We start from the raw sequence: 25,864 nt of genomic DNA on the forward strand, positions 1-25,864 counted from the left end.
AAACCGGCGGGGAAACCTGAGCATTACCGCCCCACGATCACAGCGCGCAACACAGACTGACCGACTATACTGTATGCCTTATGCAAACCCCTGCCACCAGCCAAGCTCCGCTTTCGCCGCTCTTGCTCATCCTGGTCCTGTCGCTGCCGCCCCTGTTCTGGGCCGGCAATTTTGTCGTCGGCCGCGCTGTGCATGCGGACATTCCCCCGTTCACGCTTTCGCTAGGGCGCTGGGTCATCGCCTTCGCCTGCATACTGCCTTTCGCCTTGCCGGCCATCCGGCGTGACTGGCGGCTCTACCGGCAATACCACTGGCGCCTGCTGGCCGTGTCGCTGGTGGGCGTCGCGGCGTTCAACACCCTGGTCTACAGCGGCTTGCACCACACTACCGCGACCAACGGCATCCTGCTCAATTCCTGCATCCCTATCCTGATCCTGCTGTTCGGCGCATTGTTCTACCGCCTGAAACTGCATTTTTTGCAAATTCTCGGGCTCGCGCTGTCGTTTGCCGGGGTGCTTACCATCATCCTGCACGGGGAGTGGGCGCGGCTGACGGCCCTGGACTTTTCCGGCGGCGACCTGGTGATTTTCTCGGCGATGATCTGCTGGGCGCTCTATACCCTCTGGCTACGCGGGTTGCCCTCGCATATCAACCGCATCGGCCTCATGGGCGTGCAGATATTCATCGCCATCGTTCTGCTGCTGCCGTTATATGCCTGGGAATACCACACCGGCCCGGCGCCGGCATGGAAGCATGAAACCTGGCTGGCGCTCGCGTATGTCGGCATCTTTCCTTCCGTGATCGCCTACACGCTCTACACCATTGGCGTCGCCAGGGCAGGAGCGGCCCGCGCCGGCATGTTCATCCACCTGATGCCTGTGTTCGGCAGCGTGTTGTCCGTGCTGTTCCTGGGCGAGAGCCTGCACTTGTTCCATGCCGTCGGCATTGCCGCCATCCTGGGCGGGCTGGCATTGTCCACGCGCAATACGGCCTAGTGGCCATATCTTCCTGCCGGATTGTCAACGAATTAGTCATATTTTCCGCAAGGCCGGCCCCTAAATTTCCGCCAACCCGTTCATTTTCAACAGAATCCGCCGATACAGACATGGCATGCAATTCGCTTGTAAGCTACGCCAGATTGCGCATAACAGGAACCACCGAGAGCCTCCACCATGAGTACGCCCAACACCGACGACCCTGCCGTTTACAAGACCCTGCTGGAATCCACCAAGGCCATTCCCTGGAAGATCGACTGGAAGACCATGACATTCGCCTACATCGGCCCGCAGATCGAGGCTTTGCTCGGCTGGAGCCAGGATAGTTGGGTGAGCGCCCAGGACTGGGCCGCCCGCATGCATCCCGACGACCAGGCCCGGGTGGTGGATTTCTGCGTCGCGCAATCGCGTTCCGGCAACGACCACGAGGCGGATTACCGCGCCCTGACCAAGGACGGGCAATACATTTGGATACGGGACGTGGTGCATGTGGTGCGCGATGCCGCTGGCGAAGTGAAGTCGTTGATCGGCTTCATGTTCGATATCAGCGAGCGCAAGAAAAACGAGGAGCAACTGCTCAAGCTGCAAAAGGAGCTTGAGGAGCTGTCCTTCAAGGACGGACTCACCGGCGTCGCCAACCGCCGCATGTTCGACTCCGTGCTGAGCGTGGAGTGGGCCACGGCGCAGCGCCATAGCAGCCCGCTGTCGCTCATCATGTGCGACATCGATTACTTCAAGCAGTACAACGACCATTACGGCCACCTGCAAGGCGACGAATGTCTCAAGCGGGTGGCAAGGCTGCTTGCGAGCGGCGCGGTGCGCGCTAGGGACTTCCTGGCGCGCTTCGGCGGGGAAGAGTTTGTCCTCATCCTGCCCAATACCGACGCTGAATCCGCGCAGGTAGTGGCACACCGCTGCCGCGAGCTCGTCCTCCAGGAGCAGATCCCGCATGCGAACTCGCCCGGCGGGCGGATACTCAGCTTGAGCATGGGCGTGGGCACCATGGTGCCCACCCATCAGGACCAAGCCATGGCGTTCGTCGGGCAGGTCGACCAGCGGCTATATCAGGCCAAGCTGCGTGGCCGCGACTGCGTGGTCAACGGCGGCTAGCAGGGTGGTAGGCGGCTTGGCTTGTCCAGGTCCTATCTAGCCCAGGACGTCATGCCAAATATTGGCCGCCCAGGAACGCGCCTCGCGCGCCTCGGAGGCAGAGCGGGCCTGCGAGACGCCGCCGCCCGGCGCCGGCTTCATCTCGCGGCTTTTCTCGTCGAAGCGGTAGACGCTAGCCACGTGCATGGCCTCGTCTGCGCTGACATAGCTATAGCAGGTATTGGCGAACACTGGCGCGGGATCGGGCTCCTCGCCGGCCAGCAAGGCGATGATCGCGCTTGCGCACACCTTGGCTTCCGAAGTCGCGATATGCGCCGATTTCGGCAGGCCGGAATCCAGCGCGTCGCCGAGGATGTGCACGTGGCGCGCCTGCGGGGATTCGTAGGTGACGTAATCGACGTCGCACCAGCGCCCGTCCGCATTGCCGAAGCCGTTGTCCAAAGCCAGCCGGCCCGCGGTCTGCGGCGGGATCAGGTTCAGCACGTCGAACTTGACCCGCTCGAAAGTGGTTTCAAGCGTGCCGTTGCCCGGGTCTATGCCTTTCAATTCGCTTGAGGCGTGGTACTCGACCAGCCCCGGATAAAGTTCGGACCAGGCTTTCTCGAACAGCGCGCGCTTGGAAGTGATCGCCGGGTTGGCGTCCAATACCAGTACCTTGGAGCGCGGCTTGTGCCGCTGTAGGTAATAAGCCGCCTGGCATGCCCGCTCGTAAGGGCCGGGCGGGCAACGGTAGGGCAGCGCCGGCACGGTGATCACGAATACGCCGCCGTCGGGCATGGCCTGCAATTGCTGCCGCAGGGCGGCCGTCTGCTGGCCCGCCTTCCAGGCATGCAGGAAGCGTTGCTGCAAATCCGTGCCTGCCAGGACATTGAGGTGGCTGTAGTCGAAGCTGATCCCCGGCGCGAGCACCAGCCTGTCATACGCGATACGGCTGCCGTCGTCCAGGGTGATGCTGCGCTTGTGCGCATCGATGCCGGCAACGCTGGCCTGCCGCATCTGGACGCCGTGGCGCTGCACCAATTGGTCGTAAGAATGGGAAATTTCCTGCATCTGCCTACTGCCGCCCAACACCAGGTTGCTCGCGGGGCAGGAGACGAAGGTCCTACCCGGCTCAATCAGGATGACCTCGATACCGCCCTGGCTCCATACGCGCAGATACTTCGCCACCGTCGCGCCGGCAAACCCGGCGCCCACCACTACCACGCGCGGCGCGCCTGCCGACGAAGCAAAACTACGCAATGAAGCAGGGAGCAGCAGGCTGGCCAATGCCAGCTTGTTGAAGCTGCGGCGCTTCATTGCGTGCCCGCCTGTTGCCGGTATTCACGGCAGGCCGCCGCCTCGGGAGCGGTGCAGGCGAAATAGCCGGCCAGGCCTGCAATCTCTTCCCACTCCAGGCCCTTGGCATGCTGGTTCATCACGCTGCCGTCATCTTGCATATCGCGGTATTGCCGCATCTTGTCGAGGAAATGTTCGGCAGACATGCCGGCCAGACTGGGAATCTCGCCGCGGCTCTTGCCCTCATACCCATGGCACGCCGCGCAGGAAGCCGCCAGCGTGCGGATATGGCTGTTGGCACCGGCCCATGCCGCCCCTGGTATGAGATAGCCCATACCCAGCAGGCCGATCAGGAAAAGCCGCATCAGGAATCTGCTGTCGTCGGGTCGATCATGCGCCTAATTTGTGAAATGCGGTTGGCAGGGAATCCGCCTTCGCTCGCGTGCTGGCGGATCAGTTCTTCAGATGGCGCGATATAGACGCAATAAATCTTGTCGTCGGTGACGTAGCTCTCAACCCACTGGATTTGCGGCCCCAGGGCCTTCAATACACTGCATGACTTCGCAGAAACGCCTTGCAATTCCTCGGCGCCCAGGCTGCCAGCGCCTGGAATTTCCCGTTCGATGATGAATTTCGGCATTGCTCCTCCTTAATGATGGGATGATGAGTCGATTGAAACTGGCGCAGAGCCGCTAACGAAACCACTGAAACGAGAGTGTTGCCCGCCGCCTACAGCTTGACGGCCAGGCTTTGGGTGAACTCGTTGTCTTCATTGTCCTGGATAGTGACCGTAAGCGTGCCATCGCGCTTGGCGATGAATGGCAGGCGGATATTGGGATCTTCGCTGATGCCGATGTAAGTATCCGCTTGCAGCACCGGCTCGCCGTTGTAGCGCACGTCGATCTTGCTGATGTAGAACGCGGGACGGAAGCCCTGAGATACTAGGTCGCGCTGCAGGCCCGTGAACATCGGGTGCTTGATCTGCAGCTTGGCGTAGCGCAGGTCGCCCTCCGCAGCCTCGTTATCCAGGGCCAGGCGCATCTTGCCTGCGCTCTGGCGGGCCGCATTCTCGTCGCCGTCGATCGTGCCGCCGCACCCGCCGCTCGCCCTCACTGTCGCTGCATTGACATACCATTTGCCATCGCTGGTCTCTGCCACCACGTGCACCAGCGAATCCGTCTCCAGGCGGATGCGGGTCGCGACCTCGGCCTTGCCGCTTTGCGGATTGAAATGGAACACGGCGGCAAGCGGCACCGGGTTGGCATCCACGATCACCGAGACCGACTTCACGTACTGGCCGTCTCCCGGCTGGTCGACGGAAAACGCAAACGGCACCTGGGCGCCGCTTTCCGCACGCCTGGGCGCGGTGATTTTGACCAGATCGCTTTGCTGCAAGGTCTTGCCCGGGAAGAAGTCGCGCTGCATGCTCTGCCACTTCTGGTCCGTGACTTCCGCCGTGGCGGCCATTGATAATGCCAACCCCAATGCGAGCAGTGCTCGTGAAAGCAAACGTGTCATCATTGCTTTATCCATTTCATCGTATAGAATACCAACCAGTTGGTATGTTATGCCAGTATACAGATTTGTCAATAGCATCATAAAGGACTTCGACGGAACACTCATATGCCCAGCCAGACCACTGCATCCACGCGTGACCGCATCCTGCATATTGCCAGGGACTTGATCCTCTCGCGCGGCTTTTCCGCAATGTCGATCGATATGATCTGCGCACAGGCCGACATCACCAAGGGCGGGTTCTTCCATCACTTCTCCAACAAGGAAGTGCTGGGCGAAGCGGTATTGCAGCAGTTCTGGCAAGATGCGCTGGAACGGCAGCAGCACGTCATGCAATCGACGCACGCCTCCAGGCTGGAGCAGCTGGTGGCCTACCTGGACGATGCCATTGTTTCCTATCAGGGCCCGCAGCTCAGCCAGGGCTGCATGCTCGCCATCTTCACCATGGGGCTTGCCGAGACCAACCCGCGGCTGTTCCAGGTCTCCCGGCAATATTTCCAGGACTGGCGCAACCAGTTAGCCGGCATGTTCGAGCAGATCAAGGCCGAACAGCATCTTGCCGCCTTTGATGCGGCCGCCTGGGCCGAGCTGTATATCGCCACCCTAGAGGGCGCCTTGCTACTTGCCAAGGCCATGAACGACACGCAAGTGATCGCCCGCACACTTTCGCTCTACAAGCGGCAATTGCTCGAGGTTGCCAGGCGGTAGCCAGGCCTCCATGCATAAAACCCATAAAATTTTTATGGAAATATCCATGCAGACTATTGACACTCATTATGGCACCTAACTATCATAATCCGTACGATGCTACTGATTAAAGAATTGCCGACCTCAGAGTCGCTGAAAAAATTTGCAGGCTATTACCCGGAAGCCGACATCGTCGCGATCTGGGAATTCGTCAATATCCTGCGTGCCGCATCCGACCTCTCGGACGCACTGGACAAAATGCTGGCACAACACGGCCTGCTGCAAGGGCGCTGGTGGGTGCTGGTGCTGCTGCTGCGCGAGGACAACCTCAGCTCGTCCCCGTCGGAGCTGGCCGAGAAGGCCGGCGTCACCAAGGCCACGATGACCGGCTTCATCGACGGGCTGGAAAGCGAAGGGCTGGTGAGCCGCCTCACCGACCGCAAGGACAGGCGCAAGCTCAAGATCAAGCTCACGGCGGCCGGGCGCAAAAAGCTCGACGAGGTCATGCCGGTGTACTACACCAACGTCGCGGCCCTGATGTCCACCTTGTCGCTGCAGCATCGCCAGGACGTAGTGCGCCATATGCAGACCCTGGGCGCCAACGCCGACATCATCAAGTAACAAAAGCGCACCAAACCGTTTCTACATCGTTATCCTGGGCGGGAGTCCAACATGCATCGCAACATCCTCAAGGCTTTCAGCACCGCTGTGATCGCGGTGTTGCCTGGATGCATGAGCATGTCCGGCATTTCCACCACGTCGCAGCCTAAAGACCCCGCCCTGCTGGATGCAGGCCATGACATCGCCCAGGCCCGGCACGACCTGCCATGGCCCAGGGAGGAATGGTGGCAGGTCTTCCAGGATGCGCAACTCGATGCGTTAGTCAGCCACAGCCTGCAACAACATCCCGATATCCGGGCGGCACGCAGCCGCACTGCCCTGGCGGCAGCACAGGCGCAGGCCGCCGGCGCACTGCTCGCTCCGCAAGCCGGCATCAACGGCAACTTCGTACGCGAACGCTTTACCAACCTGCAATTCATCCCGCCGCCGTGGGGAGGCCATACGGAGTGGAACAACAAGGCCACGCTCAACCTCGGCTACGACCTAGACCTCTGGGGACAGCGCGAACAGCAATGGAAAGGCGCGCTCGACCGCATCCAGGCGACCGCTGCGGAGGCCCAGCAAGTCCGGCTAAGCCTAACCACCGCCCTGGTGATGCATTACATCGCGCTCTCGCGGGAGCATGCGCTGCATAACATCATCCAGCAGAGGCTGGATATCGCGCAGCAGCAACTGGATATCCGCAAGCGCGCGCTTGCCGCAGGCCTAGGAACTGAAATCGAGGTCAGCGAGGCGGAATCCGCAGTCCCGGGATTGCGGGCGCAACTGGAAGTGAGCGACGAGCGCATCACCTTGACCAGGCAGCAGCTTGCAGCGCTTGCTGGCGAGGGGCCGGGCTTTACCGAGCACCTGCAAGCGCCCAGGCTATCCCTGGACGCCGACATCGGCCTTCCCGATGCCCTTCCTGCCAACCTGGTGGGCCGCCGGCCCGATATCGTCGCGGCAAGATGGCGGATCGAAGCCGCCAGCCACAATATCGCCAGCGCCAAGGCGGCTTTCTACCCCAACATCAACCTGTTGAGCTTTGTTGGCCTGCAGGCCATGGGCTTCGGCAAGATCCTCAGCGAAAGCGGCCTGGTGGCAGGCGTCGGCCCGGCGGTTTCGCTGCCGTTGTTCGACGGCGGGCAACGCCGCGGCAATCTCGCAGCGACGGCTGCGGAATACGACCTGGCTGTCGAGCAATACAACGCCATCGTGCTGCAGTCCATGCAGGAAATCAGCGCGCAGCTGGTCACGCTGCACTCCAACGCGATCCAGCAGGCGGAATTGCTCGAGGGGCTGCGCCTTGCCGAGAAAACCAGGAAACTCGCCCAGACCCGCAACCATGCCGGGCTGGCCAACTACCTCAAGGTGCTGGACGCCGAAAACCAGGTGCTCAGCCAGCGTACAGCCCTGGTCGACCTGGAAGCCTCCAGGCTCAGCACTTATGCCGGACTGATGAAGGCGTTGGGCGGCGGAGCCGGCCAGCCGTCTGCCGGGGCGCATTGATGAGCCGCAACAGCACCGGCCCGGCCGTCATGCGCCACGCGCGCTGGCGCTACGCCTTGCTCGGCGTGCTGCGCGACTGGACGCGCGAGGACGCGCAGACGCTGATCTACATTGGCAAGGTACTGCTGGCATGCATGCTCGCCATGTGGGTCTCGCTCAGGTTCGAGCTGGAACAGCCCCGCACCGCGCTGCTTACCGTCGCCATCGTCATGCAGACCAGGACCAGCATGGTACTGGCCAAAAGCTATTACCGGCTCATCGGCACCCTGGTCGGGATTGCCACTTCGGTGCTGCTGGTCGCGCTGTTCGCCCAGGAACGCGTGCCTTTCCTCATCTACCTGGCATTGTGGATCAGCTTTTGCACCGCGGGCTCCATCGTCTTCCGCCACCATCAATCCTATGCCTTCGTGCTGGCGGGCTATACCATCTGCATCGTCGGCCTGCCGGCCACGCTCAACCCGGGGCAGACCTTCGACATCGCCATGACGCGGCTTTCCGAGATCATGGTCGGGCTCGCCTCTGCCAGCCTGGTGAGCGCGCTCGTGTTTCCCCAGGGCATCAGCGAACTGCTGCGCAATGCCGTGCGCAAGCGCTTTCGCGACTTTTCCCGCCTGCTTGCCAGCCTGGACCGCAAGAAACTCGCCGGCCCCGCCGCCCAGGCGGAAACCCTGCGCATGGTGGGCGACGTATTCGAGCTGGAAATATTCCATGCCTCCTCGTCCATGGAGAGCAGCCACTCGCGCGCCTACCGCGAGCAGCTCAACTTGCTGAACTCCGAGTTCATGACGGTCACCACCAGCCTGCACTCGTTCGAGCAATTGATGCGGCGCCTGCATGCAAGCGGCCACCCGCAGGTAGTGGACGGCCTGCTGGCATTGTTCGCCCCGATCCAGTCCGCCGTGTTGACCCGCGGGCACGAAGCGCGCGATGAACATGAGGCAAGACAGGTAGCGCTCACTATCGATGCATTGCTGCAGCGCTGGCCCATCCACCTTAACGAGGTGCAGTCCTCCCTGCCGGCCGCACTCGGCGAGAATGAAAAACTGGATTTCGCCACCGGTGCGGAGCTGGGCCTGCGCATCCTCTCGGAACTGCATGCCTACGTGCATACCTATGCCGGACTGAACAGGCCGGGGAAAGCAGGCACATTGAAGACCCGGCAGTCCCCGGGGCTGGGGATGCATTTCGACCCGCTGGCGGCCTTGCTGGCAGGAATACGCGGCGGCCTGGTGTTCGCGGTGATGTCCTTCCTCTGGATCGCCTGCGACCTGCGTTCGGGCATAGAGGCCATTACCATTGCCACCATCGCGAGCACGCTGTTCGCCTCGTCGCCTGCGCCGGGCAGGACGGTGCGCCAGTTCATCATCGGCGCATTGATCGGCACGGCGCTGCTTTACCTGTGCAACTTCCACCTGCTGACGCAGGCGCAGGGTTTCGCCATGCTGGCGCTGGCATTGTGCCCCGCAATCGCGATTGCGGCCTGGTTCACCACCAGGCCTGCCATCGCCGTGATCGGCTCCGGCATATTCATCGTGTTTTTCCTGCATATCGGCTTCAACAACGTATTTGCCGCCAACCCGGTCAATTTCATCAATGAAGCGATTGCCGACCTGCTTGCCATCATGCTCGCCGGCCTGTTTTACAGCCTGATCGACCTCACCAACAACCTGTGGTCGCGCACCCGCGTCGCCCAGGCGTTGCGAGAGCTGATCCAGGACGCCTGCGTGCAAACGCCGCCGCCGGCGCGCGTCAAGCTCGAGACCCATGCGCGCGAGCTGCTCCTGCGCATGGGGTCGGCACGGCGCGTTGCCGATGCCAAGGACAAGGAAGTGGTCGACTGGCTGTTTTCCACGCTGGAAATCAGCCAGGCCGTCATCGCACTGCGGACAGAATTGAACAGCACGGACGATCCTGCCATTCGCGGCTCGATAGACCACAGCCTGCTGCAATTGGCCAGGCTGTTCGAGCAGCCCAGCACTGCGTTGCGCCATACCGCCATCGCCTCGGTCGCCAACAGCATCGAACGCGTGCAATCCAGAACCGCGCTGACCGTATCCAACCAGGCACAGCTGCTCGCGATGCTGCATTTCATCCGCGGCGCACTGCTGGACAAGGACTCGGTGCTCACGCCCATCGCCCCGCTTGATGAAACGCCGGCGTCAGGAGCACCGCAACATGCCTAGGGAAATCGCCTTTCTCGACGCGCTGATGCCGACGTTGATGTTGGCCTTCCTGGTGGCATTGCTGCTGTATTGGCTGCTGGACACAGCCTTGGTGTGGCTGGGCGGCTACCAATTCATCTGGTACCGCGCGCTGTTCCGCCTGGGCCTGTTCGTCTGCCTGTTCTGCTCGCTCGGACTCCTGATTTACTGACAATGGAAAGCACATGAAAGACCTTTACAAGCACATCCTGCGCATTTCGCTCACCTTGGTCATCGTACTGGCGGCCGTGGTCCTGGGCCATTTGCTCTGGGTTCGCTATATGGACTCGCCATGGACGCGCGACGGCAGGGTACGCGCAGATGTCGTCAATATCGCCAGCGACGTATCGGGATTGGTCACCGAGGTAGTGGTGCGCGACAACCAGTTCGTGAAAAAAGGCGATCTATTGTTCCGTATCGACGCCGAGCGCTACCACCACACACTGGAAGAAGCGGAAGCCAGGCTGGAACAGCGCAAGATCAATCTCGCCCTCAAGCGCGGGCAATCGACGCGGCGCGCCATGCTGGACGACCAGGTGATCTCGCGCGAAGACCGCGAGGATTCCGACCTCATCACCTTGGCAGCCAAGGCGGACCTGGACCAGGCCCACGCCGAGCTCGGCCATGCGAAGCTCGACCTCAAGCGCACCGAGGTGCGGGCGCCTGTCGACGGCTGGGTATCCAACCTGCTGGTGCGGCCGGGAGACTATGCGCAGGCGGGCGAGGCCAAGCTCGCGCTGATCGACCAGAAATCCTACTGGGTCTACGGCTACTTCGAGGAGCACAAGCTCGCCCTCATCCATGTGAACGACCCGGCGGAAATCCGCATGCTGGGCACCGATTTCGTCCTGCACGGTCATGTCGAAAGCATCGCCCGCGGCATCACCGACCGCGACAACCCGACCGACGTGAGGCTGCTTGCCAATGTCAACCCGAGCTTCAACTGGGTGCGCCTCGCGCAACGCGTGCCGGTACGTATCCATATCGACGACGTCCCTGAAAACGCCGTGCTGGTCGCCGGCATGACCTGCTCGGTGATCGTGCATCCGGCCGCCCAAGCCACGAGAACAAGCGCAGGACCGCCTGCTTGATTTCTCCGACAACTAAACCCGGCATCGGCTGACTGCAACATGTCCTGATATCGCGCATACTGGTTCGACCTTAGTTCAAAGGAGAGCATCATGCCCGCAAAATCCAAGGCTCAGCAAATGGCCGCAGGCGCAGCGCTTTCGGCAAAGCGCGGTGAGGCCAGCAAGAAAGACCTGAAGGGTGCCTCGCGCAGCATGGTCAACAGCATGAGCGAGAAGGAGTTGGAAAAGCTCGCTTCCACCAAGCGTAAGGACAAGCCGTACAAGGTGGACAAGAACAAGCACCATTAAGCTATTTATTGAATGATCAAAAAGCCCGGCAAGGGATATTTTGGCTTGCCGGCGTTTTTATGTAGGACCCCGTTACCCTCCCTTGTAAGACAATTCCTACTTTGTATGAATTTACCGGTTTTTGCCGGAAATTCTCCCGATATTCGGCGATTTTGACGCCTGCAAACCCATCAGTTGCGCTACACTACCGCATCTTGAAATCTGCAGGATATGCACTCCATGACCGGTCAAGCCAATATCGATCAAGCCAGTTTCAAGCGCATCCTGCGCCGCAACATCATGCTGCCGCTCGGGGTCGGTATTGCAAGCGCAGCGCTCTTTGTCGTCCTCATCCTCAACTTGCTCGACTCCATGAACTGGGTGGAGCATACCGAACGCGTGATCGGCAAGGCCCAGGAAATATCCAAGCTCACGGTCGATATGGAAAGCGGGATGCGCGGTTACCTGCTTAGCAAAGATGATAATTTCCTTGCCCCTTACCTGCTCAGCAAGCCCAAGATCCAGGCTGAAATTTCGACATTGACGGTATTAGTCAGCGACAACCCAACCCAGATAGACCGCCTCAAGCGTACCCAAACCTATATCGACCAATGGGATGCCTACGCGAGCATCATGATCGACAAGCGGCGGGCAAACGAAGACTTTTTGTCCACCTTGCGTTTAGGCCATGGAAAACTGCAGTTCGACGAGATCCGCAACGAGCTTTCCAATTTTGTCATGGACGAGCAGCGCATGCTCAAGTACAGGAATGACAATGCACGCAAGACCATCGCCTTCTCGCTCACATCCTACCTGCTGTTCGTACTGGGACTGACCGGCTTTTTAGGCTATTTCGGGCGCCGCGAGCTGCTGAGCCTGTCGAACAACTATGAGGAAACCCTGCAGCGCCAGCAGGAACACGCGGACACCCAGCAACAGCAGGCCTGGCTGCGCACGGGCCAGACAGCCCTGGCCGAGCTGGGCATCGGGCAAATGGCGTTACCGCAACTCGGCCGCATCTCCCTCGACTTCCTGGCCAGCTATATCGGCGTGCAGGTGGGTGCGATATATGTACGCGATGACGATGGCGCGTTACGCCGCTTTGCAACATACGGCTTCAGCCCCGAACATGAGCAGCGCGACTCCGTATTGCGCGAACATCAAGGCCTGCTGGGCCAGGCCGTGGCAGAAAACCGCCTCATCGACCTCGACAGCCTGCCGCACGACTATATCAAGGTCAATTCGTCCCTGGGCGACGCAACGCCGCGCCATCTGGTCATCGTGCCGATCAACAACGACGGCCGCATCAATGGCGTGATTGAACTGGGCTTCATGCATAAGCCGGAACCGCTGACCATAGAATTCCTCTCTTTAATCTCAGGCAACCTCGGCATCGCCATCGAGGCGGCATTGTCGCGCCAGCGCCTGCAGGACCTGCTGGCTGAAACCCAGCAGCTCAACGAGGAACTGCAAGTGCAGCAAGAGGAACTGCGCACCAGCAATGAAGAACTGGAAGAGCAGTCCCGCGTGCTCGAGGAATCCCAAGCCACCCTGGAAAACCAGAAGGCCGAGCTGGAGCAGACCAACGACAAGCTGGCCGAGCAGGCGCTCAGGCTGGATGAAAAGAACGCTGCCCTGCAAGAGGCTCAAACCCAGTTGCAGGAAAGGGCAGAGGACCTCGAACGGGCGAGCCAGTATAAATCCGAGTTCCTGGCCAATATGTCGCACGAGCTGCGCACCCCGCTCAATAGCTCCCTCATCCTCGCCAAGCTGCTTGCCGACAACCGGGAAGGCAACCTCAGTGAAGAACAGGTGAAGTTTGCGCAAACCATTTATTCCGCGGGCAACGACCTGCTCAACCTGATCAACGATATCCTCGACATTTCCAAGGTTGAAGCGGGCAAGCTGGAATTGAAGCCGCAGGAACTCGCCCTCCAACACTTGGCGAGCTCGTTGGAGTCCGTGTTCGAGCCGCTGGCGCAGCAGAAAAAGCTCGCCTTCAAGATCGAGGTCGATCCGGAAACGCCGAACACGGTCTACACGGACCGCCAGCGCCTGGAACAGATACTGAAGAACCTGTTGTCGAATGCCATCAAATTCACCGACCGCGGCAATATTTCCCTGCGCATCTCGGCCAATGAGTACGACCAGGTCAGCTTCACGGTAAAAGACTCCGGCATCGGCATAGACCCGAGCATGCACGAGGCCATCTTCGCGCCTTTCCGCCAGGTGGACGGGACTTCCAGCCGCCGCTATGGCGGCACCGGCCTCGGCCTGTCGATTTCGCGCAACCTGGCCGCCTTGCTGGGCGGCTCCATCAGCGTGGAAAGCGCCCGCGGCGAAGGCAGCAGCTTCACCTTGCTGGTACCGCGGGAATGGCAATCCAACGCCATCTTGCTGCCGCCGGAACCTGCGCCATCCCATACGGCCGAACCCGCGCAACAGCAGGAACCCCCTGCCAAGCAGTTCACCGGCCCGGCATTCCCTGATGACCGCGAGCAAGCCCAGGATTCGCAGCGCCTGGTGCTGGTGATCGAGGATGAACCCGCATTTGCGCGCATCCTCTTCGACCTCGCGCACGAAATGGGCTACCAATGCCTAGTGGCCCACGCCGCCGACGAAGGCCTGCACCTCGCGGCAGAGTACCAGCCGCAGGCGATCCTGCTGGATATTCGCCTGCCGGACGAATCGGGGCTCAGCGTGCTGCAAACCCTGAAAAACAACACCCGCACCCGCCATATCCCCGTGCATGTGGTTTCCAGCGAGGACCATACCGAAGCCGCGCTCCACCTGGGCGCGATCGGCTACGCGCTCAAGCCCACGACGCTGGAAGAGCTGAAGCAGGTGTTTGCGCGCCTTGAGGAAAAACTGTCGCAGAAAATCAAGCGCGTGTTGCTGGTGGAAGATGACGCGCGCCAGCGCGAGAGCGTGCACCAGCTGATCGCCGACGACGACGTGGAAATCGTCGCGGTGGAATTCGGCGAGCAGGCGCTGGAGCAATTGCGCAGCAATATCTTCGACTGCATGATCATCGACCTCAAGCTGCCGGACATGCAGGGCAGCGAGCTGTTGCAGCGCATGTCCAGCGAGGACATCTGCGCCTTCCCGCCCGTCATCGTCTACACCGGCCGCAACCTCAGCCGTGATGAAGAGGCGGAACTGCTGAAGTATTCGCGCTCCATCATCATCAAGGGTGCGCGCTCGCCCGAGCGCCTGCTGGACGAGGTCACCCTGTTCCTGCACAAGGTCGAATCCGAGCTTTCCAGCGAACGCCAGCGCATGCTGCAAGCCTTGCGCAGCCGGGAACGCGTGTTTGACGGCCGCCATATCCTGCTGGTGGATGACGACGTGCGCAACGTCTTCGCCCTGACCAGCGCGCTGGAGCAGAAGGGCATGAAGGTGGAAGTGGCGCGCAACGGCCTCGAGGCCATCGACAAGCTGAACCAGATTCCCGACATCAACCTGGTGCTGATGGACGTCATGATGCCGGAAATGGACGGCCTGGAAGCCACGCGCCGCATTCGCGCCGACGGCCGCTTCGAGCGTCTGCCCATCATCGCCATCACCGCCAAGGCGATGAAGGACGACCAGGAGCAATGCATGAAGGCGGGCATGAACGACTACCTCGCCAAGCCTATCGAGCTTTCGCGCCTGTATTCATTGCTGCGCGTCTGGCTGCCGGCCGGGCTCAACCATATCGAGTAAAACGCGATGCAACAAAAGCCTGGACACCCCCCGGAACAGCCGCACGCTCACATGAGCACGCTGGATATCGAGCTGCGCTTGCTGGCGGAGGCGATCTACCTGCGCTACAACTACGATTTCCGCGATTACACCGGCTCGTCGCAAAAGCGGCGCGTAGTACAGGCCGTGCGCGCCTTCGCCTGCAAATCCGTCTCGGAGCTGCAGGCGCGCATCCTGCATGACGCCGACCTGTTCATGCAATTGCTGCAATTCCTCACCATCCCGGTGAGCGAGATGTTCCGCGACCCCGGCTATTACGCCAGCCTGCGCGAGGAAGTCCTGCCCATACTCAGGACCTACCCTTCCCTCAAGATCTGGGTCGCGGGATGCAGCACCGGGGAGGAGGTCTATTCCCTGGCCATCCTGCTGCGCGAGGAAGGCCTGCTGGAACGCACCATCATCTATGCCACGGACATCAACCCGGTTTCGCTGGACAAGGCGCGCAAGGGCGTTTTCCCGTTGTCGCGCATGCAGCTTTACACCAAGAACTATCAGGAGGCAGGCGGGAGGCAGGCGTTTTCCGACTACTATACGGCGGCCTACAATGCAGCGCTATTCGATCGCTCGTTGTGTGAAAACGTCACCTTCGCGGACCACAGCCTCGCCACCGACAGCGTGTTCTCGGAAACGCACCTGATCTCCTGCCGCAACGTGCTGATTTACTTCAACCGCAAGCTGCAGGACCGTGCGCTCGGGCTGTTCCATGAATCGTTGTGCCATCGAGGCTTCCTGGGCCTGGGCAGCAAGGAAAGCATCGATTTCTCCGATTACAGCCAGCATTTTGAAGCCGTGCAGAAACGTGAACGTATTTTCCGCAAGATAGGATGATGCAGAAAAAACTCACTCAATCCTTGAAGCAGCGCACGATCCAGGCGGTCGTCGTCGGCGCTTCCGCAGGCGGCGTCGACGCCATGCTGAAACTCTTCCATCGATTGCCGATGCGCTACCCCATTCCCATCGTCGCCCTGCTGCATATGCAGAACCTGCGCGAAAGCAAACTGGCGGAGCTGTTCCAGCACCATCTCAGCCTGCCGGTGAAGGAGGCCGAAGACAAGGAAGAGATTGCTCCCGGCACCCTGTACTTCGCCCCGCCAGGCTACCACCTGTCGATCGAGCACAACCTGCAGTTCTCGCTGAGCTGCGAAGCGCCATTGCACTTTTCGCGGCCGGCCATCGATATCCTGATGGAATCTGCCGCAGACGCCTATGAAGCCGCCCTGCTGGGCATCCTGCTCACGGGCGCGAACCAGGACGGTGCCGCCGGCCTGCAGGCAGTCAAGCAAGCCGGCGGCCTCAGTGTCGTGCAGGATCCGGATGAAGCGGAAATAGATTACATGCCGCGCGCAGCCATCAGTCTGCAAAAGCCCGACTTGATACTGCGCCTGTCGGATATCGAACAACTATTGATCACACTGGGGGAAAGACATGTCCACTAATACAGAGCTGCTGCCCAGCAAGTTGCTGATTGTGGATGACTTGGCAGAAAACCTGCAGGCGCTCGCTGCCATCATCCGTGGTGAGGACCGTGTCATTTATGAGGCACGATCGGGAGAAGAAGCCTTGGCGCTGATGCTGGAGCACGACTTCGCCCTGGCGATCCTCGATGTGCAGATGCCGGGCATGGATGGTTTCGAGCTTGCCAACTTCATGCGCGGCACGGCCAAGACACGCGACATCCCCATCGTCTTCGTCACCGCGGCCGCCACTGAGTCCAACTTCGATTTCCGCGGCTATGCCACCGGCGCCGTCGATTTCCTCCACAAGCCGCTCGACATCGGCGCCGTCAAGAGCAAGGTCAACGTCTTCGTCGCGCTGCACCAACAACGCATGGAAATCCAGCGGCAGGTCGCCGAGCTGGAAGCCAGCAGGAAAAAACAGGAATCGCTGCTGGCGGAACTGCGCCACACGCAAGCCGAGCTGGAGAAATCCATCACCGTCCGCGACAACTTCATCTCCATGGTCGCGCACGAACTGCGCACGCCCCTCAACACCCTGTTCCTGGATGTGCAGGTGCGCACCTTGCAGCTGGAGCGCGACAACCTCGCCGCCTTCACCCAGCCGGAACTGCAAAAGATGACGGAACGCGACCGCCGGCAGATCAAGAACATGATCCGCCTGATCGACGACATGCTGGACCTCACACGCATCTCCAGCGGCAAATTGTCCGTGCGCCCGATCAGCACCAACCTGACCGAACTGCTGCAACGCCTGGTGCACGACCTGACGCCGCAGGCAAAGACGCTGGGCTATACCCTCGAGCTGGACGCGGAAGAACAGATCCACGGCGAATGGGACGCTTTCCGCCTGGAGCAGATCATTGCCAACCTGCTCACCAACGCCATGCGCTATGGCAATGCAAAACCCATCCATATCTCGCTGCAACAGCAAGCAGGCCATGCCTTGATTGCCGTCAAGGACCAGGGATTGGGCATCTCGCCCGAAGACCAGGCCCGCATCTTCCTCGCCTTCGAGCGCTGCCAGGGCAACCAGGTGAGCGCGGGGCTTGGGTTGGGACTCTATATTGCACAGCAACTGGCAGAAGCGCACCAGGGCAGGATCACGGTGCAAAGCACTCTCGGCGAAGGCTCCACGTTCACGCTGCATCTGCCGCTGCAAATCCAGCAAACGGCGCACCACGCTTAAACACAGAAAGTCCGCGATGGCTGCGTGCGGAATATTAAGTCCCGGCAGCAGGTGCGTGGATCGGCACCTGCTTACAAGCCAAACATATGCGTTACAAGAACATTCCGCCGGATGCCTCGATGCGCTGGCCGTTGACCCAACCGCTCTCTTCCGACAGCAACACCGCCACCAACCCTCCAATGTCGTCAGGCAGGCCTACGCGTCCCAATGCCGTCTGCTCGGCTACGAAACGGTTGATATCCTCATTGTCGCGCACCGCGCCGCCGCCAAAGTCGGTCTCTATGGCCCCGGGCGCCAGCACGTTAACCCGGATGCCGCGCGAGCCCAGCTCCCTGGCAAGATACTTGGTCAGCACCTCGATCCCGCCCTTCATTGCGGCGTAGGCGGCATAGCCCGGTAGCGAGAAGCGCGTGAGGCCGCTGGAGACGTTGAGGATGTGCCCGCCGTCCCGCATCAAGGGCAGCAATGCCTGGGTGAGGAAAAACACGCCTTTGAAATGAATATTCACCAGTTCGTCAAACTGCTGCTCCGTGGTCTCGATGATCGGGCTATGAATGCCTATGCCGGCGTTATTGACGAGGAAATCGAAATCCTGCCTGCCCCATTGCTGCAACAGTGGGCGCACGCTCCCGGCAAAAGCCGCAAAGCTGCTGCTGTCGCCCACGTCCAGCTGCAAGGCGGCGGCTTTCGCCCCCAATTGCCCAATCTCGGCGACCACCGCGTCTGCCTGTTCCCTGCCGTTGCGGTAGGTGATGATACTGTCCACGCCCTTGCGCGCGAGGTGGAGGGCCATGTTGCGCCCCAGTCCGCGGTTGCCGCCGGTGATAATCGCGATCTTGCCCATGATGCTGCCTCCTTGGTAAATGAATGTGGACACAGTCTATTGCGATAACAAATCGTGATAAATACTAAACAAATGATTACACTGTTCAAATAATTTGAACAAAATGGAAATCACTTTATGGACAAGCTGCATGCCATGACGGTGTTTGCGCGCGTTGCGGAACTCTCGAGCTTCACCCAGGCCGCCATCAGCCTCGGCCTGCCCAAGGGCAGTATCTCGATGGCGGTGCAGAACCTCGAAGCCCACCTAGGGACCAGGCTGCTGCAACGCACCACGCGCAAGGTGGTACTCACCCATGACGGCCAATTGTTCTACCAGCGCTGCAAGGATTTGCTGACCGACGTGGACGAGCTGGAATCCATGTTCCTGCTCGACGAAAAAGGCATTCAAGGGCGCATCCGCGTGGATGTGCCGCTTGCCGTCGCACGCGAAGTGCTGATACCGCACTTGCCTGCGTTCCTGCAGCAGCATCCCGGCATCAAGATCGAGCTCAGCAGCACCGACCGCCGGGTAGACCTGGTAGCGGAAGGCTTCGATTGCGTGCTGCGCGTCGGCAGCCTGGGGGATTCCGGGCTGGTCGCGCGCCAGATCGGCATTCACCCCATCGTCAACTGCGCCAGCCCGGCATATCTGCAGCGGCACGGCATGCCGCTGTCATTGGACGGCCTGGAACGGCACTTCATGGTGCATTACGCGCAGGTGCTGGGTTCGGAGGAAGCGTACTGGGAATACGTGCAGGGAAACGACGCCAAACGCATGAAGATGCAATCCATCATCACGGTGAACAACAGCGATGCGTATACCCAGGCCTGCCTGGCCGGGCTGGGCATCATCCAGGTGCCGCAGGCGGCAGCCAAGACTCATATCCAGCATGGCAGGCTGGTCGAACTGCTGCCGGAATACCGCGCAGCGCCGATGCCAGTCTCCATGCTATACCCGAACCGGCGCCACCAACCGCGCCGGGTCCGCGTATTCATGGACTGGCTGGCGAGCCGGTTACAAGACTACCTTGCCTGATTCAATTGCTCGCCAGGCATGAGGCGAGGTAATTACGCCGCGTATCCCCGTCCAGGTTCATCGCCGTGGCACTGATCTGGCACTGTTTGCGGACCTGGTGTGCCGCCTCGCTCGCATAGGTTTTCGACAGCACGCAATTGTTGAGGTAGTGCTCACGCACGTGCCCATCAAGATTCATGGCGGTCGCATTCACATGACAAGCCTTCATGACCTGGAACTCATCTTCTGCCACTGATTTGGCGATGGCAGGCATGGTGGCAAAGAGGGACAAGGATAGGATAGCCAGGGTTTTCATCATGCTTTCTCCATAGTGTTGAATCATATCGCCGACAAGTCTGGCGCCTGTCTTGGTATCTATTCTCAGGGCGGTACACGCCAGAACGATATTACGCCTTTTGCGCTTGCCCGGCACCAATGAATTTAGTACCGTAGGCCGCATCATTTCCACATGCCTGAGACCGACAATGACAGTATTAGATCCCGTGACCCATCCGCATTCCGAGTCGCTCCCTGCCGCCTGGGCGGAAGCGATTCCTGAATTGCAAGCGCTGTACAACAGCATCAGCGCCAGCCTGGAGACGGTGGAGGATGTACGCCCGCGCCGGGGATTGTGGTTCGAGGCATTGCGCCAGGTCGAGCCGGCAAAGGCGAGGGTGGTATTGCTGGGACAGGACCCTTACCATGGCGAGGACCGCGGCATCCAGCAAGCCCATGGTTTGTCGTTTTCCGTACCGGAAGGGGTCAGGCCGCCGCCATCATTGCGCAATATGATCAAGGAGATGCAAACGGACGTGGGCCAGACCCTGTCGAGCGGCAACCTGATGCCGTGGGCGAAGCAAGGGGTTCTGCTGCTCAACGCCTCGCTCACCACGCGCGGCGGCGTTGCGGGCGCCCATAGCAGGATATGGCAGGCGTTCACCCACGCCGTCATCCACTACCTGGGCCAGCGCGAGACGCCGCTGGTGTTCATCCTCTGGGGGAGCCATGCGCAACAATTCCGTCCGTTGATCGCTCCCCAGCATCATGTCATCAGCTCGGCGCACCCTTCTCCGCTGTCCGCCCATCGCGGATTCTTCGGCAGCCAACCCTATTCCAGGGTCAATGCTGCATTGCGCAATTTTGGGCTGGGCGAGGTGCAGTGGGGAGAGCCGATAGCCCGCTGAACCGCACTGTCCAGCCCCGGCGTTACCTTGCCAGCAGGTCTATCGCCGTCAGGATGACATAGGTGGTAGGATCGTAAACCACGTTATAACCCTGGTAGTAGCCGATCACATATCCTGGCGGCGGCGGTGGCAACGTGCGCAGCACATGGACCGGTACGGGAGTGATATAGGGACGATACGCGGGCAGAACGGCGTAGCCGGCGCGGAAATCCGGCCTGTGGTCCCACCTGACCCCGCGCAGGCTGCGCTGGTATTGCGTATACAGCCTTGCCCTGTCCTGGTCGCGGAATTGATAGTGCACGTTCTGCTGCACAATCACGGGACGCGCACCGCGATCCCAACGCCTGTCTTGCTGCCGGTACTGCCGGTCGCCATGACCACGGTCATGGCCTCTATCCCAGCGCTGCTCCTGACGCTGCCCCCGATCATGCCTGTCGTCCCGGTCCGCATAGGCGGCCGCCTGGCCGAGCATGCTGGCAATCAATACCATGCCAAGGGCTGACCAAAGTCTGTTTTTATTCACCTGTTTCATACTGTCCTCCTGATCCTGCGTTCTCGAACGCGCTGTCTATCCCCGATACATGCAAACAACTTGAAAATGTTCTATTCCCGGTAATCCGGCGGTACGCCTGCCGACAACGGCTCGCCGCGATATCCCGGCGGCGGGGGCGGAGGCGGCACGCTGCGGCGCACAGGGGCCGCCTGCTCGCGAACCTGGGCCAGCCTGCCCGACACCGCCACCTTGTGCCCCTTGGCGTACATGCATTGCGTATAGGCATTGTCGTAACGCGCTTGGGAAGCCTGGTAGGAGTCCGCCGCCATGCCGGTACCGGCCATGGTGCCGACCAGCAAGCCGGAACCCGCGCCGACGGCAGCCCCTTCATGCCCGCCGACCGCGGCGCCGAGCAAACCGCCCACCACCGTGCCCACTGCGGCACTCGTCACTGCGCTATCCTGGGCCGCGGTCTTGGCAGAGCCGCTTTGCTCCAGGCCGAACTGGCGGCAAATGCCGTCGTCATAGCGGAATTGGTCGAAACTCTTGGTGCTGCCCGGCAGGGCCATGCGGCTCGGGCCGTCCGGGGGCAAGGTGGCGCAGGCGCTCAACAACAGCAACGGAATCAATGCGGCAACGCGTTTCATGATGCTTCCTTCCATTACCGTGCCGGCTGCGGCGCAACCTTTTGCCAGCCCGCAGGGCATTCCTTCACGTAGGGGTAGTAACCTTCCGGCTGCTTGCAGTAATACCAATACCCGCTATCCGCCGCCTCGGGCGCGGCGCTTTGCTGCGGAACCTGCTCGATGTAGACCGGCGGCGGCACGGGCGCCGGCGCGGGGGCGACGATCACGGGCGGGTAATAGGGATAGGTAGGCACTGCGTAGTAGGGGCGCGGATAATAAGGCCCCCAGCCGGGACCATAGAAACCTGGGCCAAAATAAAACCCGATATTGGGGCCGCCGCCATGACGGTGCCCGCCCCGCCATGGGTCAGCCTGGGCACTCACGCTCATCAGCAAGCTGCCGGTCAGTGCAAGAAGTATCATCGACCGTTTAGAGATTGCCACCATACACCTCGATTCGTCCCTTGTTTGGAAAGTAAACGTAAGACTGGCAAGGCTGAGCCTAAGTTTGTAGGGCCAGTGTAAAGTTAGGTAATTCTGGGTAAACAATCCTCTGAGAGCCATCGCAGCCAGCATGCCCTTTCTCAGTCGACCGACTGCCGGATTGGGCAGGCAAAGAGAATAACCACAGGCTGAGAAAAACTACCGGTTCCCCGTGTCATAAAATTGCAACACAGTTGCTCCACGCCACGCATTGGGCTAGAATCCACATTCGTTAACCTCTGCAACTGTGGTGCACATCATCCGCCTCACCGATCCAAAATTCCTTAGCTGGGACAAATTCGGCAATTTCGTCTCGCTGCTTTGCCTGATCCACTGTACCGTGCTGCCCTTGATCGCCATGATCCTGCCGCTTTCCGTGTTCCTCGATGAGGCTGTGCACGTCTGGCTGTTCATTGCCCTGCTGCCCGCAGCCATTTTCGGCGCATGGTCGGGTTTGCGCCATCACGGCGATGGCAAGCCCAGCCTGTTGCTGGCCGCCGGGCTGGCCTTGGTAGGCGCCGCCGCATTCGTGCCCATGAACACCGCTGCCGAAATCGCACTGACGATACCGGGCAGTTTGCTTCTGATCGCAGGCCATACCCTCAACCGCCGTCTCAAGCTCATTTCCCACCTCGCCGGCACAAGCCCGGCAAACCCATAAAAACCATCACAATTTCCAAAATTCCCGGAACTTTGGCTTTGAAGGTTTTTCCATAAAGGTCTATAGTCTGGCTTGGGAGCCGTTTTACAGAGTTGTATATTTACCGAGTTATATATGCTCGCGCGTTGGTTTTGGCTCTCGTTTCTATCCACCCTAATTAACAAGAAGCAATCATCATGAGTACAAATACCGCAGATATTGGCCTCATTGGTTTGGCAGTCATGGGGCAGAACCTAGCACTCAACATCGCAGATCACGGCTACACGATCTCCGTTTATAACCGCGACCCGGAAAAAACACGCAAATTCATCGCCCACTGCAAGGACAACGAGCCTTCCGCCGGCAACCTCAAGGGCTTTGAAGACCTCGCCACCTTCGTATTGAGCATCAAGCGTCCCCGCAAGATCGTATTGCTGGTGAAAGCCGGCAGCGCAACCGACGTCACCATCAATGCGTTGATCCCGTTCCTGGAGGAAGGCGACATCATCATCGATGGCGGCAATGCACTCTGGACGGATACCATCCGCCGCGAGAAGGAACTCAAGGCCAAGGGACTCGAATTCATCGGCTCGGGCGTATCGGGCGGCGAGACCGGCGCGCGCTTCGGCCCGTCGCTCATGCCCAGCGGCACACGCAAGGCATGGTCGTCCCTGGAGCCGATCTGGCGCGACATCGCCGCCAAGGTGGACCCGCGCACCGGCAAGCCCATCGAGGGCGCCGAGCCGGGCAAGCCGTTGCAAGGCGGCTTCTCCTGCGCCGAGTACATCGGCCCAGACGGCGCGGGACATTACGTCAAGATGGTGCACAACGGCATCGAATACATCGACATGCAGCTGATCTGCGAAGCCTATTGGCTCATGAAGAACCTGCTCGGCATGCGAGCGGACGAAATCGGCAAGGTATTCGAGGAATGGAACAAGGGCGAGCTGTCGAGCTTCCTGATCGAGATCACCGGGGACATCCTGCAGCAGAAGGACCCTGCCGGCGACGGCTTCCTCGTGGACAAGATCATGGATGCCGCAGGGCAGAAGGGCACCGGTCAATGGACCGCCGCCAACGCGCTTGAACTGGGCTCCCCGGCCAATGCGATCGCCGCTGCCGTGTTCGCGCGCGCGTTGTCGACAGTCAAGGATGAACGCGTCGAAGCCAGCGGCATCCTCAAGGGGCCTGCAATCAAGCTGGAATCCGACCGCGAGAAGCTGATCGAGGCGATCCGCAATGCCTTGTATTGCTCCAAGATATGCGCCTACGCCCAGGGCTTCCAATTGATGGACAAGGCCCAGGTCGCCTACAACTGGAAGCTCAACTTCGGCGAGATTGCGCAAATCTGGCGTGGCGGCTGCATCATCCGCGCCCGTTTCCTGCAGAAGATCACCGATGCCTATGCGCTGGATTCACGCCTGAAGAACCTGATGCTGGACCCTTACTTCACCGAGGCGCTCGATGAAGGACAGGAAAGCTGGCGGGAAGTGGTATCGCTTGCGGTACGCAACGGCATCCCGGCCCAGGCGTTCTGCGCAGCGCTGTCCTATTACGACGGCTACCGCAGCGCGTCGCTACCGGCCAACCTGCTGCAAGCGCAACGCGACTACTTCGGCGCCCATACCTACGAACGCACGGACCAGCCACGCGGCGAATTCTTCCACACCGACTGGCCTGAACCGGGACGTCCTCAGTTAAAGGTATAAACGTGACTTAAGGCGGGAAGTTTCAGTTCCCGCCTTTCAATGCCGCGGCAATCGCCCGCAGTTCCGCCTTGGGGTCTGCATACTCCTCATATTCGTGCGGAGTCCGCCGGTACCAATAGCGGCTGTTCCACTCGTCGCCCTCGATCTTGTGCAATACGGCATGGATCCAATGCGCAACCACGTCGTTGGAATCCTGCGCAATCTCATGGGCAGCATCCCAATCGTCATTCAACGCCAGCTCCACGGCTTGTAGCAATGACTGCTGCATAACATCATCCCCCGTCAATCAACGACTGTATTTATGTGGATTTTGCAGGCCGGATACCAATTCCTGCAAGGGTTTAAAGCCTTGATCCCCGCGTTGCATGCTTTTCAACGCCGACCCGTATATGCATTCATCGGTTGGCACGGCACCGGTTTTCGGATCACATCATTGTCATACTGTCGAGGGATGATGGCGAGGAATTTCATGAATCAGGAAACCGCCATGCAACTCCTCAGCCAGCCCCTGCTGCGCCTAGCCAACGCCCTGGCGCTGGGCGTCATTTACGTGCAGCATACCTTGATGGACATTGTGGAAGAATTGTCTTAGTCAACAATTGTCACTTCACCGCTCCACAGCGACCCCGTGGGCGGAATTGGCAGTAAGATAGGCATTGCAGTTCCCGACAAGCCAGGACTTGGCTCAACCATCCGACGAGGAGACCTTTGCAATGAAACCGCTCATCAGCGCCCTGTTGTTATCCATCCTCTGTATCAGCACCGCCCAGGCCAACCCGCAGCAGGACAAGATGAAGTCCTGCAATGCCGAGGCTGCCGCCAAGAGCCTGAGCGGTGACGCCCGCAAGGACTTCATGAAATCGTGCCTGTCCGCCACCGCCGATACGCCGGCCAACACCCAGCAGGAGCGCATGAAGTCATGCAACGCCTCCGCTGGCGAAAAGAACCTCAAGGGCGACGAACGTAAGGCGTTCATGAAGAACTGTCTGTCCGGAACGCCTGAGCTAGCCGGCAATTCCCAGCAGCAGAAAATGAAGAGCTGCAATACCGAGGCAGGCAAGAAAAACCTGAGCGGCGACGCTCGCAAGGATTTCATGAAGAGCTGCCTGTCCACCAACTAACCCGCCATCCAGCCAGCCCCGGCGCCTGTTCAATGCCGTTTCCGGGGCTGGCCTGCCTGATTTGCCCCGCATCCGCTTGATATCCCTGCATGAATTGCGCCTGGCGCGATAGAATATAGGCAGCCATTGATA

Annotated in this window: 29 protein-coding genes; 19 read left to right on the plus strand and 10 right to left on the minus strand. The window is 60.3% G+C overall.

Going from position 1 to position 25,864, the window contains the following annotated elements; all coding sequences use genetic code 11:
- Positions 1-80 precede the first annotated feature (80 nt).
- Both ACJSDX_RS02560 and ACJSDX_RS02565 read left to right on the plus strand, forming a co-directional pair.
- Complete coding sequence (locus tag ACJSDX_RS02560) at positions 81-995, plus strand: DMT family transporter (protein WP_407993350.1); 915 nt, start codon at positions 81-83, stop codon at positions 993-995.
- Between the two features lie 177 nt (positions 996-1,172).
- Positions 1,173-2,105 carry a GGDEF domain-containing protein gene (locus tag ACJSDX_RS02565; protein WP_407993351.1) on the plus strand — a complete coding sequence of 311 codons (933 nt, stop codon included), beginning with the start codon at positions 1,173-1,175 and terminating at the stop codon, positions 2,103-2,105.
- 36 nt (positions 2,106-2,141) lie between these two features.
- Here the strand turns inward: ACJSDX_RS02565 and ACJSDX_RS02570 are convergent, their stop codons facing one another.
- The 4 genes from ACJSDX_RS02570 to ACJSDX_RS02585 all read right to left on the minus strand — a co-directional run bounded on the left by ACJSDX_RS02570 (position 2,142) and on the right by ACJSDX_RS02585 (position 4,901).
- Positions 2,142-3,401, minus strand: coding sequence for an FCSD flavin-binding domain-containing protein (locus ACJSDX_RS02570; RefSeq protein WP_407993352.1), 1,260 nt, complete (start codon positions 3,399-3,401; stop codon positions 2,142-2,144).
- Positions 3,398-3,745, minus strand: a complete 348-nt coding sequence (locus ACJSDX_RS02575; protein ID WP_407993353.1) for a c-type cytochrome — start codon at positions 3,743-3,745, stop codon at positions 3,398-3,400. Before ACJSDX_RS02575 ends, ACJSDX_RS02570 begins: the two co-directional genes overlap by 4 nt.
- On the minus strand, positions 3,745-4,020 hold the full coding sequence (locus tag ACJSDX_RS02580; RefSeq protein WP_407993354.1) for a DUF4242 domain-containing protein: 276 nt from the start codon (positions 4,018-4,020) through the stop codon (positions 3,745-3,747). Before ACJSDX_RS02580 ends, ACJSDX_RS02575 begins: the two co-directional genes overlap by 1 nt.
- A gap of 89 nt (positions 4,021-4,109) precedes the next feature.
- Positions 4,110-4,901: a quinoprotein dehydrogenase-associated SoxYZ-like carrier gene (locus tag ACJSDX_RS02585; RefSeq protein ID WP_407993355.1), complete on the minus strand. Its 792-nt coding sequence runs from the start codon at positions 4,899-4,901 to the stop codon at positions 4,110-4,112.
- A 102-nt stretch (positions 4,902-5,003) separates the two neighbouring features.
- On the opposite strand from ACJSDX_RS02585, the gene ACJSDX_RS02590 reads away from it, so the two are divergent.
- The 11 genes from ACJSDX_RS02590 to ACJSDX_RS02640 all read left to right on the plus strand — a co-directional run bounded on the left by ACJSDX_RS02590 (position 5,004) and on the right by ACJSDX_RS02640 (position 17,637).
- The gene (locus ACJSDX_RS02590) at positions 5,004-5,603 is read left to right on the plus strand and encodes a TetR/AcrR family transcriptional regulator (RefSeq protein ID WP_407993356.1); all 600 of its coding nucleotides are present in this window, start codon (positions 5,004-5,006) and stop codon (positions 5,601-5,603) included.
- Positions 5,604-5,699: 96 nt separating this feature from the next.
- Entirely contained in the window at positions 5,700-6,203 is a 504-nt protein-coding gene (locus ACJSDX_RS02595) for a MarR family winged helix-turn-helix transcriptional regulator (protein WP_309565839.1), read from the plus strand.
- A gap of 51 nt (positions 6,204-6,254) precedes the next feature.
- Positions 6,255-7,691 carry an efflux transporter outer membrane subunit gene (locus ACJSDX_RS02600; protein ID WP_407993357.1) on the plus strand — a complete coding sequence of 479 codons (1,437 nt, stop codon included), beginning with the start codon at positions 6,255-6,257 and terminating at the stop codon, positions 7,689-7,691.
- On the plus strand, positions 7,691-9,874 hold the full coding sequence (locus ACJSDX_RS02605) for an FUSC family protein (RefSeq protein WP_407993358.1): 2,184 nt from the start codon (positions 7,691-7,693) through the stop codon (positions 9,872-9,874). The genes ACJSDX_RS02600 and ACJSDX_RS02605 overlap by 1 nt, the downstream gene beginning before the upstream one ends.
- The gene (locus tag ACJSDX_RS02610; protein WP_407993359.1) at positions 9,867-10,064 is read left to right on the plus strand and encodes a DUF1656 domain-containing protein; all 198 of its coding nucleotides are present in this window, start codon (positions 9,867-9,869) and stop codon (positions 10,062-10,064) included. The genes ACJSDX_RS02605 and ACJSDX_RS02610 overlap by 8 nt, the downstream gene beginning before the upstream one ends.
- A gap of 13 nt (positions 10,065-10,077) precedes the next feature.
- A complete protein-coding gene (locus tag ACJSDX_RS02615) occupies positions 10,078-10,983 on the plus strand; it encodes an efflux RND transporter periplasmic adaptor subunit (RefSeq protein WP_407993360.1) in 906 nt (301 codons plus the stop codon).
- Positions 10,984-11,073: 90 nt separating this feature from the next.
- Positions 11,074-11,271 carry a DUF3008 family protein gene (locus ACJSDX_RS02620; protein WP_407993361.1) on the plus strand — a complete coding sequence of 66 codons (198 nt, stop codon included), beginning with the start codon at positions 11,074-11,076 and terminating at the stop codon, positions 11,269-11,271.
- A 219-nt stretch (positions 11,272-11,490) separates the two neighbouring features.
- Positions 11,491-14,955: a response regulator gene (locus tag ACJSDX_RS02625; protein ID WP_407993362.1), complete on the plus strand. Its 3,465-nt coding sequence runs from the start codon at positions 11,491-11,493 to the stop codon at positions 14,953-14,955.
- Between the two features lie 51 nt (positions 14,956-15,006).
- Positions 15,007-15,822 (plus strand): CheR family methyltransferase, encoded by an 816-nt coding sequence (locus ACJSDX_RS02630; RefSeq protein ID WP_407993363.1) that lies wholly within the window; start codon positions 15,007-15,009, stop codon positions 15,820-15,822.
- Complete coding sequence (locus tag ACJSDX_RS02635) at positions 15,819-16,430, plus strand: chemotaxis protein CheB (protein WP_407993364.1); 612 nt, start codon at positions 15,819-15,821, stop codon at positions 16,428-16,430. Before ACJSDX_RS02630 ends, ACJSDX_RS02635 begins: the two co-directional genes overlap by 4 nt.
- Positions 16,420-17,637, plus strand: coding sequence for a hybrid sensor histidine kinase/response regulator (locus ACJSDX_RS02640; protein WP_407993365.1), 1,218 nt, complete (start codon positions 16,420-16,422; stop codon positions 17,635-17,637). Before ACJSDX_RS02635 ends, ACJSDX_RS02640 begins: the two co-directional genes overlap by 11 nt.
- Before the next feature lie 91 nt (positions 17,638-17,728).
- On the opposite strand, the gene ACJSDX_RS02645 is transcribed toward ACJSDX_RS02640, so the two are convergent.
- Entirely contained in the window at positions 17,729-18,481 is a 753-nt protein-coding gene (locus tag ACJSDX_RS02645; RefSeq protein ID WP_407993556.1) for an SDR family NAD(P)-dependent oxidoreductase, read from the minus strand.
- Positions 18,482-18,598: 117 nt separating this feature from the next.
- Between ACJSDX_RS02645 and ACJSDX_RS02650 the strand changes: the two genes are divergently transcribed.
- Positions 18,599-19,498, plus strand: coding sequence for a LysR family transcriptional regulator (locus ACJSDX_RS02650; protein WP_407993366.1), 900 nt, complete (start codon positions 18,599-18,601; stop codon positions 19,496-19,498).
- A gap of 1 nt (position 19,499) precedes the next feature.
- On the opposite strand, the gene ACJSDX_RS02655 is transcribed toward ACJSDX_RS02650, so the two are convergent.
- Positions 19,500-19,796, minus strand: coding sequence for a hypothetical protein (locus ACJSDX_RS02655; protein WP_407993367.1), 297 nt, complete (start codon positions 19,794-19,796; stop codon positions 19,500-19,502).
- 166 nt (positions 19,797-19,962) lie between these two features.
- Here ACJSDX_RS02655 and ACJSDX_RS02660 point away from each other — a divergent pair, with 166 nt between their 5' ends.
- Complete coding sequence (locus ACJSDX_RS02660) at positions 19,963-20,661, plus strand: uracil-DNA glycosylase (protein WP_407993368.1); 699 nt, start codon at positions 19,963-19,965, stop codon at positions 20,659-20,661.
- A 22-nt stretch (positions 20,662-20,683) separates the two neighbouring features.
- Here ACJSDX_RS02660 and ACJSDX_RS02665 read toward each other — a convergent pair whose 3' ends face one another.
- The 3 genes from ACJSDX_RS02665 to ACJSDX_RS02675 form a co-directional block, all read right to left on the minus strand.
- Complete coding sequence (locus ACJSDX_RS02665) at positions 20,684-21,193, minus strand: hypothetical protein (protein WP_407993369.1); 510 nt, start codon at positions 21,191-21,193, stop codon at positions 20,684-20,686.
- A 71-nt stretch (positions 21,194-21,264) separates the two neighbouring features.
- On the minus strand, positions 21,265-21,801 hold the full coding sequence (locus ACJSDX_RS02670) for a glycine zipper family protein (protein ID WP_309565852.1): 537 nt from the start codon (positions 21,799-21,801) through the stop codon (positions 21,265-21,267).
- A 14-nt stretch (positions 21,802-21,815) separates the two neighbouring features.
- Positions 21,816-22,169: a hypothetical protein gene (locus ACJSDX_RS02675; protein WP_407993370.1), complete on the minus strand. Its 354-nt coding sequence runs from the start codon at positions 22,167-22,169 to the stop codon at positions 21,816-21,818.
- Positions 22,170-22,512: 343 nt separating this feature from the next.
- Between ACJSDX_RS02675 and ACJSDX_RS02680 the strand changes: the two genes are divergently transcribed.
- Both ACJSDX_RS02680 and gnd read left to right on the plus strand, forming a co-directional pair.
- Positions 22,513-22,923, plus strand: coding sequence for a MerC domain-containing protein (locus tag ACJSDX_RS02680; protein WP_407993371.1), 411 nt, complete (start codon positions 22,513-22,515; stop codon positions 22,921-22,923).
- Positions 22,924-23,099: 176 nt separating this feature from the next.
- The gene (gene gnd, locus ACJSDX_RS02685; RefSeq protein ID WP_407993372.1) at positions 23,100-24,611 is read left to right on the plus strand and encodes an NADP-dependent phosphogluconate dehydrogenase; all 1,512 of its coding nucleotides are present in this window, start codon (positions 23,100-23,102) and stop codon (positions 24,609-24,611) included.
- A gap of 22 nt (positions 24,612-24,633) precedes the next feature.
- On the opposite strand, the gene ACJSDX_RS02690 is transcribed toward gnd, so the two are convergent.
- On the minus strand, positions 24,634-24,879 hold the full coding sequence (locus ACJSDX_RS02690; protein WP_407993373.1) for a hypothetical protein: 246 nt from the start codon (positions 24,877-24,879) through the stop codon (positions 24,634-24,636).
- A gap of 201 nt (positions 24,880-25,080) precedes the next feature.
- On the opposite strand from ACJSDX_RS02690, the gene ACJSDX_RS02695 reads away from it, so the two are divergent.
- Positions 25,081-25,203 (plus strand): hypothetical protein, encoded by a 123-nt coding sequence (locus tag ACJSDX_RS02695; protein WP_309565856.1) that lies wholly within the window; start codon positions 25,081-25,083, stop codon positions 25,201-25,203.
- Positions 25,204-25,324: 121 nt separating this feature from the next.
- Positions 25,325-25,732 (plus strand): PsiF family protein, encoded by a 408-nt coding sequence (locus ACJSDX_RS02700; RefSeq protein WP_407993374.1) that lies wholly within the window; start codon positions 25,325-25,327, stop codon positions 25,730-25,732.
- Positions 25,733-25,864: the final 132 nt, after the last annotated feature.

The sequence above is a fragment of the Methylobacillus draconifructus genome (genome assembly GCF_045984355.1).
Classification (GTDB): domain Bacteria; phylum Pseudomonadota; class Gammaproteobacteria; order Burkholderiales; family Methylophilaceae; genus Methylobacillus; species Methylobacillus flagellatus_A.

What these genes read in the sequence shown, in the direction of transcription:
- ACJSDX_RS02575 (WP_407993353.1), bottom strand. Translation starts at nt 3,745, where the DNA reads ATGCGGCTTTTCCTGATCGGCCTGCTGGGTATGGGCTATCTCATACCA.
- ACJSDX_RS02660 (WP_407993368.1), top strand. Translation starts at nt 19,963, where the DNA reads ATGACAGTATTAGATCCCGTGACCCATCCGCATTCCGAGTCGCTCCCT.
- ACJSDX_RS02690 (WP_407993373.1), bottom strand. Translation starts at nt 24,879, where the DNA reads ATGCAGCAGTCATTGCTACAAGCCGTGGAGCTGGCGTTGAATGACGAT.
- ACJSDX_RS02675 (WP_407993370.1), bottom strand. Translation starts at nt 22,169, where the DNA reads ATGAGCGTGAGTGCCCAGGCTGACCCATGGCGGGGCGGGCACCGTCAT.
- ACJSDX_RS02640 (WP_407993365.1), top strand. Translation starts at nt 16,420, where the DNA reads ATGTCCACTAATACAGAGCTGCTGCCCAGCAAGTTGCTGATTGTGGAT.
- ACJSDX_RS02580 (WP_407993354.1), bottom strand. Translation starts at nt 4,020, where the DNA reads ATGCCGAAATTCATCATCGAACGGGAAATTCCAGGCGCTGGCAGCCTG.
- ACJSDX_RS02570 (WP_407993352.1), bottom strand. Translation starts at nt 3,401, where the DNA reads ATGAAGCGCCGCAGCTTCAACAAGCTGGCATTGGCCAGCCTGCTGCTC.
- ACJSDX_RS02700 (WP_407993374.1), top strand. Translation starts at nt 25,325, where the DNA reads ATGAAACCGCTCATCAGCGCCCTGTTGTTATCCATCCTCTGTATCAGC.
- ACJSDX_RS02560 (WP_407993350.1), top strand. Translation starts at nt 81, where the DNA reads ATGCAAACCCCTGCCACCAGCCAAGCTCCGCTTTCGCCGCTCTTGCTC.
- ACJSDX_RS02605 (WP_407993358.1), top strand. Translation starts at nt 7,691, where the DNA reads ATGAGCCGCAACAGCACCGGCCCGGCCGTCATGCGCCACGCGCGCTGG.
- ACJSDX_RS02615 (WP_407993360.1), top strand. Translation starts at nt 10,078, where the DNA reads ATGAAAGACCTTTACAAGCACATCCTGCGCATTTCGCTCACCTTGGTC.
- ACJSDX_RS02590 (WP_407993356.1), top strand. Translation starts at nt 5,004, where the DNA reads ATGCCCAGCCAGACCACTGCATCCACGCGTGACCGCATCCTGCATATT.
- ACJSDX_RS02695 (WP_309565856.1), top strand. Translation starts at nt 25,081, where the DNA reads ATGAATCAGGAAACCGCCATGCAACTCCTCAGCCAGCCCCTGCTGCGC.
- ACJSDX_RS02565 (WP_407993351.1), top strand. Translation starts at nt 1,173, where the DNA reads ATGAGTACGCCCAACACCGACGACCCTGCCGTTTACAAGACCCTGCTG.
- ACJSDX_RS02600 (WP_407993357.1), top strand. Translation starts at nt 6,255, where the DNA reads ATGCATCGCAACATCCTCAAGGCTTTCAGCACCGCTGTGATCGCGGTG.
- ACJSDX_RS02650 (WP_407993366.1), top strand. Translation starts at nt 18,599, where the DNA reads ATGGACAAGCTGCATGCCATGACGGTGTTTGCGCGCGTTGCGGAACTC.
- ACJSDX_RS02665 (WP_407993369.1), bottom strand. Translation starts at nt 21,193, where the DNA reads ATGAAACAGGTGAATAAAAACAGACTTTGGTCAGCCCTTGGCATGGTA.
- ACJSDX_RS02655 (WP_407993367.1), bottom strand. Translation starts at nt 19,796, where the DNA reads ATGATGAAAACCCTGGCTATCCTATCCTTGTCCCTCTTTGCCACCATG.
- ACJSDX_RS02595 (WP_309565839.1), top strand. Translation starts at nt 5,700, where the DNA reads ATGCTACTGATTAAAGAATTGCCGACCTCAGAGTCGCTGAAAAAATTT.
- ACJSDX_RS02645 (WP_407993556.1), bottom strand. Translation starts at nt 18,481, where the DNA reads ATGGGCAAGATCGCGATTATCACCGGCGGCAACCGCGGACTGGGGCGC.
- gnd (WP_407993372.1), top strand. Translation starts at nt 23,100, where the DNA reads ATGAGTACAAATACCGCAGATATTGGCCTCATTGGTTTGGCAGTCATG.
- ACJSDX_RS02630 (WP_407993363.1), top strand. Translation starts at nt 15,007, where the DNA reads ATGAGCACGCTGGATATCGAGCTGCGCTTGCTGGCGGAGGCGATCTAC.
- ACJSDX_RS02635 (WP_407993364.1), top strand. Translation starts at nt 15,819, where the DNA reads ATGATGCAGAAAAAACTCACTCAATCCTTGAAGCAGCGCACGATCCAG.
- ACJSDX_RS02670 (WP_309565852.1), bottom strand. Translation starts at nt 21,801, where the DNA reads ATGAAACGCGTTGCCGCATTGATTCCGTTGCTGTTGTTGAGCGCCTGC.
- ACJSDX_RS02620 (WP_407993361.1), top strand. Translation starts at nt 11,074, where the DNA reads ATGCCCGCAAAATCCAAGGCTCAGCAAATGGCCGCAGGCGCAGCGCTT.
- ACJSDX_RS02610 (WP_407993359.1), top strand. Translation starts at nt 9,867, where the DNA reads ATGCCTAGGGAAATCGCCTTTCTCGACGCGCTGATGCCGACGTTGATG.
- ACJSDX_RS02625 (WP_407993362.1), top strand. Translation starts at nt 11,491, where the DNA reads ATGACCGGTCAAGCCAATATCGATCAAGCCAGTTTCAAGCGCATCCTG.
- ACJSDX_RS02585 (WP_407993355.1), bottom strand. Translation starts at nt 4,901, where the DNA reads ATGATGACACGTTTGCTTTCACGAGCACTGCTCGCATTGGGGTTGGCA.